The sequence below is a fragment of the Nitrincola sp. A-D6 genome, assembly GCF_000764495.1.
In the GTDB taxonomy this organism is placed as follows: Bacteria; Pseudomonadota; Gammaproteobacteria; order Pseudomonadales; family Balneatricaceae; genus Nitrincola.
On record NZ_JRLB01000069.1, the window covers coordinates 1 to 12355 of the forward strand.

Sequence of the window (12355 nt, forward strand, 5' to 3'; positions counted from 1 at the left end):
TAAATAGAAACATAGAACGATGAATTAGTTAGGAGTTAAACCTCACCACGATTGCGTGGCACTTTGATTGATGGCGAACAGGTCGAACCGGCACTGAAAAAACCCTGAAAAAGCGAAGAGCTTCAAGCTCGTTGACACGATTGGGAGTCAGTGCGCGAATAGCCCATCAGGGTCCGATGCCTAATAGCGGCATCATTAATGAGACCGGATACACGTAGGCAGTCGTACCTTGGCTTCGATCAAACAAAGTGCTTGCAAAAGAGGAGGAGTCCATACACGCTTTACGTCATCCCTGACCGCTCGACAGCCGCCCTGACCGCCATGGATGGCGGGAATGCCGAAAATGCAGGAGCATTTTTCGGCCCTGGCGGCTGACGGTCACACAGAGGTGATAGCAACCCCCTTCTATAGCCAATGCCAACCCCATCAGCTTCCCCCAGACATAGCAATCGCCGCTGGTACTGAGCTAAAAAGATGTTGTACAGAGATGGTAGTAACCGTTTCTATAGCCAAATGCCAGCCACAACTACTATCTTTGAGGGGTTGATGGGATCGGGTCTGGCTGACCCTGCGCGCCAAGGATGGCGCGCCGGAGCCATCAGGGATGATTTCACGGCGAGTCAGACAGATTCGATCCCATCAAACCCACCCACCCACGAACCATACCCTGCTATTCGTTGTTGCTACGATTTGGATTCTGACTGGCGGTCTGGTTGAGTTGCTGTTCCATGCGATTAAGCTGTTCAGCCATGGCTTCCATATGTTCACGCATCCAGTGGATTTCCGCAGCTTCACCTTCACCCGACTCCAGTTGTTCTGCGGCACTTTCTTTCTGCATCACATCCAGCACGATACCGATCATCATATTCAAAAAGATAAACGCGTTCAGGAAAATGAAGGTGAGGAAGAAAATCCAGCTGTAGGGGTATTGTTCCATGGTGGGGTAAAGTACGGCGGTGGCCCAGCTTTCAAAGGTGGCTACCTGAAACAGCGTGAGCATCGCTACAGAAATATTGCCCCAAAGTTTTTCATCCACACTTTCAAACAGGAAGCTGCCGACAGCGGCATAGATATAAAAAATGATAAACATTAACAGGACGACATAACCCATACGCGGAATGGATTTCAACAGGGCAGCCAGCAACATGCGCAGTTCCGGAATCATTGAGACCAGACGCAGTACGCGGAAGATTCGCAGTAAGCGTGCAATCAGCACCATTTCCGAATCATCAATGGGAATCAGGCTGGCGGTGACAATCAGAAAATCAAAGACGTTCCAGCCTTTCTTGAAAAAATCGAGGGTTCTTTTTTCAGCCGCCAGGCGGATGCAGAGTTCAAACAGGAAGAACAGCGTGATACCAAGATCCAGCCAGCGCATGACGATGTCAAAGCGGGAGGTTTCTTCATAGGTTTTAGCACCAATCAACAAAGCTGATGCGATGATCACGAAGATGACAAAGGTTTCAAAAAGCTTGTTAGCGCGTAGCCGTTCCAGTTTATCCTGAACACGACCCCAATAGATTTTCATAGCACTACACACTCCGCAAGTAAACATCAGCCGTATCAGACCGGGCATTATCGCTGATACGGCGGATACACTAAAGCGGTGTGTTAAGGAAAGCTGTAAAAATTCAGCTTTTCAGACTGTGGATGACGCTGGTTTCCAGGCGGGTGTTATCGTGCAGTGGGCAGCGTTCACAGATTTCATCCAAAAAAACTTTTTTCTCTGCATCGGTCATGTCAGCATCGATTTCAGCTTCGATACGGATCTGTTGAAAACCGGTGCGGTCTTCAGAGGGTTTGCCCAGCAGTCCGGCCGGGTTGTAATCACCTGCAACAGCGATTTTCATACCACGTAATTCAATTTTCTGTTGCATCGCTGCAATACGGCCAATGGTGCCAATGCAGCCGGCAATCGCAAATAAAAAATACTCCAGAGGTGTTGGGCCTTGATCTGTTCCTCTGGCGGCGACAGGCTGGTCAATCACTACCCGATGCTCTCCAAGTTGAGCTTCAACGGCGAAACCTTCACCCATTTCGGCATTAACACTGATGCATTTGCTCTGACTCATACACGCTCCGAAAGCTTTGGCATTCCGATCAGTTGGCTCTGAAAACGTCAGCTCACTGCCAGAATGACTTGAAATGTTATTGAAGCCTGCGTAAAAGGCTTCATACTTAAGGGTATATCCTTATGCTGTCGCAGTATAGCGCCTTCAAACAGGTTTTTCAGGATAGCGTTACAGAGGGAAGTGAAATGTTCAGATTACTGCTACTTGTATCAGCCTTTTTTATCCTGCCCGGGTGCAGTGATTCCCAGACGGGGCAACAGGCACCCGTGGTCCCGATGGTCAGGTTATTGCAGATCAATAACGCTGACATGACGGCTGAGCGCTATTTTCCAGCCAGGCTGGAGGCCGCGCGGGCGGCCAATATGTCATTTCAGGTGCCGGGAAAACTGGTACATCTGCCTGTGATCAAAGGTGATCAGATTGGTGAGGGAGAGTTGATTGCGCGACTTGATCAGACAGATTATCAACTGTTACTGGAATCTGCACGTGTCGCCTATGCGCAAACTGAACGGGACTTGAGCCGACTGCAGCAGTTACGTAGTCAGAACCACGTTTCCCAGGCGCAACTGGATGAAGCTCGCACGGCTCATGACCGAGCGGCTGTTGAACTCGACCGTGCCCGACAAAATTTGATTTATACCGAAATTTTTGCTCCTTACGATGCGTTGATAGCCGACCGTATGGCCGATAACTTTACCCAATTGGCTGCAGGCACCCCTGTGGTGCGTATTCATGATCTTAGCCGGATTGAGGTTGAGATAGCGGTGCCTGAAATTCTGCTGCCTCAGGTTCAAGACCCCACAGGCTATTCTGTTACTGCAACCCTGCCATCCCTACCGGATCGGCAGTTTGAGCTGAATTTTAAAGAGTATGCAACCGAGCCAGACCTGCGCTCACGTACCTACCGGGTTACCTTTGATATGGAAAACCCCACAGACCTCAGATTGCTACCGGGTATGAGTGCCACAGTTCGCGTGGTGCTCCTGTCAGATAAAGATCAGTTACCTGTGCTGCCCCTGCAAGCGCTGGTGGGTGAAGGGAATCAGACACAAGTATTTATCTATGATCCGGACACCCAGCGGGTCGCTGCCCGCCCCGTGGTTACTGGACGTTTGATGGCTGAAGGCGTTGAAATCCTCGAAGGTATTCAACGTGGTGAACAGGTGGTTGCAGCCGGTGCGGGTTTCCTCAGTGACGGTATGCAGGTGCGTGCAGAGCTGGATCGACAGGAGCAGCGTTGATGGATATTGCACGTGCATCGATTGATAAACCGGTCAACACCTGGCTGTTGATTTTGACCTGTCTGTTGGGCGGTATCTGGGCGGTACTAACCCTGCCACAGCTCGAAGATCCTGAGTTTACCATCAAGGAAGCGATTATTCTGACGCCGTATACGGGCGCATCCGCTAAGGAAGTGGAGCAGGAAGTCACGGATCAATTGGAAATTGCGCTACAAGAGATGCCGCAACTGAAGCGACTGACCTCGCGTTCTATGCCGGGGTTGTCTGAAATTACCGTTGAAATCAAGGATGCTTTTCGCTCTGATGACTTGCCACAGGTCTGGGATGAGCTGCGTCGTAAAGTGCAGGATACGCAGCCAAATCTGCCGCCTGGAGCAGGACCTGCGCGTGTGAATGATAGCTTTGGTGATGTTTTTGGACTGTATTATGCGGTGACAGCACCAGGCTTTGAGGCAGCCGAACTGCGCGATTTTGCCCGTGATTTACGCCGAGTAGCACTGAGGGTGCCGGGTGTTGCCAAGGTGGTAATCAACGGTGAACGCGATGAACGTATTTTCATTGAAATACCGCAAACGGTACTGATTCAGCTGGGTCTGAGTCCGGAGCAGTTGGCCGGGCGCCTGCAGCTACAGAATGCGGTCATAGATGCGGGGCGCCAGACGCTTGACGACCTGGCTGTGCGGATTGTTCCCACCGGTGATTTTGACAGTCTGGAACAGATACGTAACCTGTTTATTACCACACCATCAGGTGATACCTTGCGCTTAGGTGATGTGGCGTTGATCTCACGTGATTACCATGAGCAGCCCCGCCAGTTGATTCGTTTTGCCGGTGAAGATGCCGTTACTCTGGGTGTTGCGGCGACAGGCGACAGTAATATTGTCGAAGTAGGCCATGCGCTTGAGGCTGCGCTTACCCAGCATATGGCCGAACTGCCATTGGGTGTCTCCTTGCAACCTATCTACCAGCAGCATCATATAGTCGAACGCTCTCTGAATGCGTTTCTGATCAATTTGCTCTTGTCCGTGTCGATAGTGATTCTGGTGCTGTGTCTGTTTTTGGGCTGGCGAGCCGGATTGGTTGTTGGCAGTGCGCTGCTGTTGACAGTCACCGGCTCGCTGTTTCTGATGAAAGTCACCGGATTACAGATGCAGCGCGTGTCTTTAGGGGCGTTGATTATTGCCATGGGCATGCTGGTGGACAATGCTATTGTCATAGCCGAAGGTATGTTGGTGCGGATGCAGCAGGGGCGCAGTGCGCGTGAAGCGGCTACAGGTATTACCGGGCAGACGCAGATGCCACTGTTGGCAGCGACCGTTATCGGTATTCTGGCATTTTCGGGCATAGGCTTATCGCAGGATGTTACCGGTGAGTATACCTTATCCCTGTTTGTGGTGATCGGTTTGTCACTACTGCTGAGCTGGATTCTGGCGATTACCGTTGTGCCCTTACTGGCCAGTCTGTTGTTCATCAGTCAAACTGAGGGTGCTGCAACGACAACTCCGGCTGCTGGCGCGGCAGGATACCGCGGGCTATTGCTGCGGGTACTGCATCATCGTCGTGCTACGCTGCTTGGATTACTGGTATTCACCGGTATCAGTGTGTTCGCTTTTGCTCAGGTACCGCAAATATTTTTTCCTAATGCGCAAACAGATGTTTTTTATCTCAATTATTGGCGTGAGCAGGGCACAGATATCCGTGCGACGGATCGGGATCTGGCCGAATTGAGTGCCTTTGTCAGTGAGCTTGAGGGCGTAGAGCAGGTGACCAGTGTTGCTGGGATGGGGGCAGCGCGGATGATGCTGGTGTATCAGCCTGAACGCACCAATCCCGCTTATGGGCAGTTGATTATCACCGCCAGTTCAGAGGCACAAATTGAACCTCTGTCTCAGCAGATAGAAGCAGAATTGGAAAACTATCCGCAGGCCCAAGCCTGGGTGGAACGGGTACGTCTGGGGCCAGGAAAGGGCGCACCTATTCAAGCACGCTTTAAAGGCGAGGATCCGGAGGTGCTGCGCCAACTGGCAGAAGCGGCCAAACAGGTGTTTCGTGACAGTCAGCGTTTGACCCATCTGCGTATCGACTGGCGTCAGCCCGAACGTGTAATCGTGCCGCATTTGGCTGAGGACCGAGCCAGTGTGCTAGGTGTGAGCCGTCAGGATTTAGCTAAATCCCTGTCAATCATTACTACAGGTCAGATGCTTGGACTCTACCGTGAAGACGATCGTCTGATTCCATTGTTGTTACGTGCTCCTGCCAATGAGCGTGGTCGAGCCACCCAGCTACAGGATCGTATGATATGGAGCCAGGCCACAGAACACTTTATTCCAGCCAGTGAAGTGGTGGATCGCTTTGAAACGCGTCAGGAAGAAGCATTAATCCTGCGACGTAATATGCAGCGCACCCTGACCGTGAGTGCTGATCCCAGGGCCGGTGTAAACGTAGCGGCGGTATTTGCTGAACTGCGAGGCGATATCGAGGCCCTGACGTTACCCCCGGGTTATCAGTTGGAGTGGGGCGGCGAGCATGAAAGTTCGGGTGATGCACAGCGCGCCTTGGCGCGTCAGCTGCCCTTGAGTTTGCTGGCGATGATGGTGATTTCAGTGCTCCTGTTTGCACGCTTGAAACAGCCGTTGATTATCTGGCTCTGTGTGCCTATGGCTATTTGTGGGGTAACCTGGGGCTGTTATTGACAGGAATGTCATTTGGTTTTATGGCGCTGTTGGGCATGCTCAGCCTGTCAGGCATGTTGATTAAAAATGCCATCGTCCTGGTTGATGAGATTGATCAGCGTATTGCCCAGGGTGATTCCCCTGCCGAGGCCTTGGTGGAGGGCAGTGTGTCGCGTCTGCGACCGGTGGTCCTGGCGGCAGTCACTACCATTATGGGGATGCTGCCCTTGGCCTTTGATGTGTTCTTTGCCGATATGGCTGTGACCATTATGAGTGGTCTGGCCTTTGCGACACTGCTGACGTTGCTGGCGATACCCGCCTTGTACAGCCTGTTTTTCAGCATCCGTCAACCAGTGACGGATACATGAGTCAGTTGATTCAACGCTTCAGAACCTTGGCGCCCAATAACAGCATGCAGGGGGTCAGCAGTAGCGTCAGTAGTGTGGCAAACGCGAGGCCCCCCGCGATGGCGCTGGACAGTTGAGTCCACCATTGTGTTGAAGGTGCACCGAAGCCCAGGCTGGGTTCCAGCAGGTTAACATTCACACCCAGCACCATCGGCATCAGGCCGAGAATGGTGGTGATGGCTGTCAGTAATACCGGGCGAAGACGCAGTACGCCGGTTTCCAGTGCGGCTGTATAAGCACTCATACCTTCCTGACGCAGGGTATTATAGGTGTCGATAAGGATAATGTTGTTATTTACCACAATGCCAGCCAGGGCGATAATACCCATGCCGACCATGACGATACCAAAGGATTGGCCATTGATCAGTAATCCCAGTAATACCCCGGCCGTAGAGAAGACCACCGCTGACAAGATCAGAGCCGTCTGGTAAAAGCTGTTGAACTGTACCAGCAGAATCAGCAGCATCAGCAAAATGGCCACAATGAAGGCTGAGATAAGAAACTGTGAGGCCTCTTGTTGGTCAGCATCTTCCCCGCCAGTGCGTATCTGCACTCCGTCAGGTAGCTGTTCAAAATGACTGTTGAGTGCTTCCAGTCGTTCATCCAGTCGGAAACCTTCGGCCAGATCGGCCTGGAGTGTCAGGGTTCTCACGCCGTCTACCCGGTGCAGATTGCCGATACGCGGTGCTGGTTCCAGATCGACAAAGTGAATCAGCGGTACCTGCCCGCGGCTGGTATTGATGGTTAAACGTGAAAGTTGGTCAATTGAGCGCCAGTCTGCCGGAAGTCTAACGCGGATATCAACTTCATCCGTAGCATCTTCCGGGCGATAGGTGGCCAGCATCAGGCCGTTGGTGACCAGTTGTACGGCATTACCCACGCTCAACACATCGGCACCCATTCGGGCAGCCGCTTCGCGATCCACCTGCAGGCGCCATTCAATACCCGGCAGGGTGCGGTCATCTTCTACATCGACAAAGCCACCGAGTTCCTGCATTAGCGCTCTGATTTGAATCACGGCCTGTTCAGCCAGTTGCGGATCATGGGCGCTGATCAGCAGTTCCAATGGCTTGCCTTCTCCTGGCCCCATATCCTGCTTACGAAATTCCAGCTCGATACCATGAATATCCTGAGTCAGTTTTCGCAAAGATTGAATGACTTCCTCTGAGGCGCGGCGCTGGTGCCAGTCAATCAGGCGGAACTGCAGAATACCTATAACATCCGTACCCATCTGCATGGACGGCATGGCGAAGCTGCGGGCATAAACAGACTCGACCTCCGGGTAGTGGTTCAGACGCGCTTCCACCCGCTTCAATAAGATATCTTTTTCGTACACGGAAAGGTCGCCGCGCGCCCTGACTTGCAGTTGCAGAGTTTCCGGTTCGATATCCGGAAAAAACTCAACACCGTGATTGAAACGACCATAAGCGGTATAAATTAATGCAATCAGCAAGAGCATGCCCAGCAGCGTCAGCCAGGGGGCTTTCAGCAAGGTGGATAATAAACTTCGGTAGGCGCAGGTGAAAAAGCCAGCTTGTGACTCCTGCTTGGCTATACGGCCAGACAGTACGCCACCCATGGTCGGAAGGAAGACCAGTGCCATAGCTAGCGAAGCCAGCAGGCACAAAATTACGGTGGCGGGGAGGTATTTCATGAACTCTCCGACCACGCCTGGCCAGAAGAGTAGAGGAAAAAATACGGATAGGGTCGTGGCTGTGGAGGCTATAATTGGCCAGCTCATCCGGCTGGCGGCACTTATCCAGGCTTCTTTTGGTGCTTGACCTTCACGTAGATTACGGTCTGCCAGCTCACTGACCACTATAGCTCCATCGACCAGCATGCCCGCCACCAGAATCAGTGAGAAGAGCACAATAATGTTCATTGTGTAGCCGACGGCCCAGACCATCAGAATACCGGTTAAAAATGCTCCCGGGATGGTTAATCCCACCATTATTGCTGATTTCAAACCTATGGTGGCAATAATCAGCATCAACACCAGCACTACGGCGGTCAAGACGTTGTTGAGTAACTCATCCAGCATCATCCGGACCTCATCGGACTGGTCCATGATGTAATCGATGCTGATATCGTCGGACATCTGCGCACGCGCCTGTTCAACCAGTGTGCGTACTTTGGTATTGGTATCGATGATGTTGGCACCGGCACGCTTGCTGATTTCCAGCACAATGCCCGGCTGACCATTGATACGCGCAAAACCCGAGGGATCTTTAAAGGTGCGTTGTAACACGGCAATATCGGCAAAAGTGATGACGGTATCACCCTCAACTTTTACCGGCATGCTGAGAACATCATCCAGATTCTCGATAATACCGGGTACTTTCATCGCCATGCGCCCGGCCCCTGTATCGAGGCTGCCTGCCGCCACCAGGCGGTTGTTACGGGAGACCAGGTTAAATAACTGGGTGTAATCTATCTGATAGCTATCAAGCACCTGGGGATCAACAATGATCTCCAGCAGATCTTCGCGGTCACCGCCGATATCCACTTCCAAGACTTCGGGAATGCCTTCGATCTCTTCTTTCAGACGCCGGGCCATGTAGACCAACTCAGCTTCAGATACCGGGCCAGACAAGGCTACTGAAAGTACCGGAAACAGGGCTACATTGATTTCGTGAACACTGGGTTCATCGGCCTCTGAAGGTAAATTGGATCGCGCTGTATCCACTTTTTCACGAACATTCTGCAGCGCACTCTGAGGATCGAAACCTGCATCAAACTCAAGCATCACCGATGCATGACCTTCACTGCTGGTTGAGGTCATTTTTTTGACCCCTTCGAGTGAGCGCAACTCCTGCTCCATCGGGCGGATCAACAGTCGCTCGCCATCCTCCGGACTGATGCCTTCAAGACTCATCGAGACATACATCATCGGAATGACGACATCCGGGTTGGCTTCTTTAGGAATGGCCTGATAGGCCGCCAGCCCGCCCAGCATCAAAAAAATAAACAGGGTCAGGGTAGCGCGGCTACGAAGCAGTGCTGCACGGATCAGTGCCTCCATATCAGTTTGACTCCACTGGAACGGCTCTAACCTGCTCGCCTTCACTGACAAAGCCTGCACCCTGGGTGATCAGAGTAATCTCGGATGGCAAGCCACTGACCCAGACGCCATCTGTATCCAAACTGAGAATGCTCACTGGTCTAAACTGCATAATCTCCGCATCGTTGACGAGGTAGACGCCTGTCTGGCCCTTGCTGTCCAGCGTCAGCAGCGCTGGTGAGAATCTGTGTGCTGTTTGGCTGGGCAACAGAATACTTATGCTGGCACTGGCGCCCGCTACTCGGTGTAATTGCGGATTGTTAATCTGTGCTTCAATGCGATAACTGCGCGTGGCGCTGTCGGCTACATTAGCGACAAAACTGATTTCTCCCGTCAGCTGGGCACCATCAAGCAGCCTGGCTTCAGTGCTCAATCCCTCGGATAACTGGCTGACCTTCTGCTGTGGAATATGCGCGGTCAGCTTCAGGGTGCGGGTATCGGCCAGGCTTGCCAGGGCATCACCTGGCCGGACGCTGTTACCCACCTCAATCGGCAGGGATTCAATAAAGCCATCGAAAGGCGCCAGGATTTGTGTATGCTGCAGTTCCATACTTACTCGGTCACGTTCAGCACGGGCGCTGGCAACCAATGCCTGCTGATTTAACAGCGCAGTTTCAGAGGACAGGTTCTGGTTTTTCAAGCGCTCAGTCGCGCGTAGGTTGGCTTCAGCAACCCGCAAGTCAGCTTCGGCGCGTTGGAGTTGTGCCTGACGATCTTCCTGATCGAGTGAAATAATCAAATCACCTTTTTTCACAGCCTGACCCTGGCTGACATGCCAGGTTTCAACCTGACTATTGATGCGACTTGTCAGGGTGCTCTGCCGGTAGGGTTCCAACTGACCTTGCACCTGAATACGGGGATGGTAGGCGCTGGCTTGTAATTGCTGAATTTCTACAACCGGCCGTTCAGTTTCCTGGAGGCTGGGTGTAAATTCAGGTTCATCCGTGGCAAGCGAATACACTGAGCCGCTGAGTAACCAAATCACCAGCAAGGCCGCTAATAGCAATGCTAATGCAAGTGAGAAATGTGACGAACGTATTTTGATCAAAGATGATAAAAAAGCCATGGGAAAGTGTCCCTATATCCGGTCAGGCAGTAGCCCACAGCATAGCAAGTTGCTACAAGGTACGAAACGCTTTAAAAGCGAGTTTATTAGGTATAACGGTTCCTATTTCACAGGTTTGCAGGTATGTTTTAAGCAAAATAGAAGATTAATTGCCTGGAGGTCAAAATTTCCATGACAGCTCAAAAGTTTCGCCTGGTCACCCGCAGTGATTTTGATGGTCTGGTCTGTGCCGTATTGTTGAAGCATCTGGATCTGATTGACGATATCAAATTTGTGCATCCCAAGGATATGCAGGATGGTAGCGTGGACATTTCCGCTACAGACATCTCAACCAACCTGCCGTATGTTGAGGGTGTGTATCTGGCGTTTGACCATCATTCCTCTGAAGCCCTGCGAAATGAGCAGCGCGATAATCATATCATCGATCCTGATGCACCTTCCGCCGCACGTGTGGTATGGAAATACTATGGTGCCCACGAAGCTTTCCCGCCAGAGTGGGATGAGATGATGGATGCCGTGGATAAAGGCGATTCAGCACAGTTTGAACCAGAAGAAGTGCTGAATCCGCAAGGCTGGCCTTTATTGAATTTTCTTATGGATGCGCGCACCGGACTGGGGCGTTTTCGTGAGTTCCGTATCTCCAATTACAATCTGATGATGGATCTGATCGATTATTGTAAAAATCACAATATCGATGAAATCATTTCCCTGCCGGATGTGAAAGAGCGCGTTGATCTGTATTTTGAGCATGAAGAAAAGTTTAAAGACCAGATCAAGCGCTGCGCGACAGTTCATAGCAATTTGGTGGTGCTCGATCTGCGTAATGAAGAGACGATTTATGCCGGTAACCGCTTTATGATTTATGCACTCTTCCCGCAGTGCAATATCTCCATCCATGTTCTTTGGGGCCTGAAGCAGCAGAACACGGTATTTGCTACAGGTAAATCTATTTTCGATCGCAGCTCCAAAACCAATGTCGGTGAACTGATGCTGAAAAACGGCGGTGGTGGTCATCAGGCGGCGGGTACCTGCCAGGTTGCCAACGACCGGGCTGAAGCCGTTCTTAATGAGCTGATTGCTCAGATTAATCAGGACGGTTGAGATCTTAGCTATTGAGCTCTCCAGCTATCGGGCTAATGGGCCGTATCTGTCTGACTCGCCGTAAACCCATCCCTGGGGGCTCCGGTGCGCCATCCATGGCGCACAGGGTCAGTCAGATCCGATCCCATCAGCCTCATCAACTTGGGTGCCAGCATAAAGTTGTTTTAAAATCGGTATTTACGGAAGATTTTTGCCAGACTGAGAGCTTGAATCTTAATTCAACGATCTACGTCATAGCCATACTGCCTGCACTGCTCCAAACGATAGTTGGACTGGCACAGGACTTTGGGCGGGGTGGGGGTATCACTTTGATGTGACCGTCTGGCGCCATGGCCGAAAAATGCTCCTGCATTTTCGGCATTCCCGCCATCCATGGCGGTCAGGGCGACAGCCGAGCGGCCAGGACGGCGAAAAGCGTGTATGGACTCCTCCTCTTTTGCAAGCACTTTGTTTGATCGAAGCCAAGGTACGACTGCCTACGTGTATCCGGTCTCATTAATGATGCCGCTATTAGGCATCGGACCCTGATGGGCTATTCGCGCACTGACTCCCAATCGTGTCAACGAGCTTGAAGCTCTTCGCTTTTTCAGGGTTTTTTCAGTGCCGGTTCGACCTGTTCGCCATCAATCAAAGTGCCACGCAATCGTGGTGAGGTTTAACTCCTAACTAATTCATCGTTCTATGTTTCTATTTACTCAGTCGAATGCTCAGGCAGCAGCTAAGCTTTCGTTGTAA

9 protein-coding genes are annotated in these 12355 nt (G+C 51.7%); 4 read left to right on the forward strand and 5 right to left on the reverse strand.

The annotated features are described in order from the left end of the window. Window positions 1-670: 670 nt before the first annotated feature. Window positions 671-1528 (reverse strand): ion transporter, encoded by an 858-nt coding sequence (locus LH51_RS11155; protein ID WP_036522243.1) that lies wholly within the window; start codon window positions 1526-1528, stop codon window positions 671-673. A gap of 103 nt (window positions 1529-1631) precedes the next feature. Beyond that, entirely contained in the window at window positions 1632-2072 is a 441-nt protein-coding gene (locus LH51_RS11160) for an OsmC family protein (protein ID WP_036522245.1), read from the reverse strand. A 122-nt stretch (window positions 2073-2194) separates the two neighbouring features. Between LH51_RS11160 and LH51_RS11165 the strand changes: the two genes are divergently transcribed. From LH51_RS11165 to LH51_RS23605, 3 genes are read left to right on the forward strand one after another with little or no spacing between them, the layout of a single operon-like run. After that, window positions 2195-3313: an efflux RND transporter periplasmic adaptor subunit gene (locus LH51_RS11165; RefSeq protein ID WP_052063699.1), complete on the forward strand. Its 1119-nt coding sequence runs from the start codon at window positions 2195-2197 to the stop codon at window positions 3311-3313. Next, window positions 3313-6006, forward strand: a complete 2694-nt coding sequence (locus LH51_RS11170; protein WP_268746563.1) for an efflux RND transporter permease subunit — start codon at window positions 3313-3315, stop codon at window positions 6004-6006. The genes LH51_RS11165 and LH51_RS11170 overlap by 1 nt, the downstream gene beginning before the upstream one ends. Window positions 6007-6011: 5 nt before the next feature. Continuing rightward, window positions 6012-6353, forward strand: coding sequence for an efflux RND transporter permease subunit (locus LH51_RS23605; RefSeq protein ID WP_268746564.1), 342 nt, complete (start codon window positions 6012-6014; stop codon window positions 6351-6353). A gap of 10 nt (window positions 6354-6363) precedes the next feature. Here LH51_RS23605 and LH51_RS11175 read toward each other — a convergent pair whose 3' ends face one another. Then, window positions 6364-9414: an efflux RND transporter permease subunit gene (locus LH51_RS11175; protein WP_036522247.1), complete on the reverse strand. Its 3051-nt coding sequence runs from the start codon at window positions 9412-9414 to the stop codon at window positions 6364-6366. 1 nt (window position 9415) lies between these two features. Then, window positions 9416-10519, reverse strand: a complete 1104-nt coding sequence (locus LH51_RS11180; RefSeq protein WP_052063700.1) for an efflux RND transporter periplasmic adaptor subunit — start codon at window positions 10517-10519, stop codon at window positions 9416-9418. A gap of 171 nt (window positions 10520-10690) precedes the next feature. Between LH51_RS11180 and LH51_RS11185 the strand changes: the two genes are divergently transcribed. Beyond that, window positions 10691-11620: an exopolyphosphatase gene (locus LH51_RS11185; protein ID WP_036522248.1), complete on the forward strand. Its 930-nt coding sequence runs from the start codon at window positions 10691-10693 to the stop codon at window positions 11618-11620. 218 nt (window positions 11621-11838) lie between these two features. Here the strand turns inward: LH51_RS11185 and LH51_RS20545 are convergent, their stop codons facing one another. Further along, a complete protein-coding gene (locus tag LH51_RS20545) occupies window positions 11839-12066 on the reverse strand; it encodes a hypothetical protein (protein WP_144244257.1) in 228 nt (75 codons plus the stop codon). Window positions 12067-12355 lie beyond the last annotated feature (289 nt).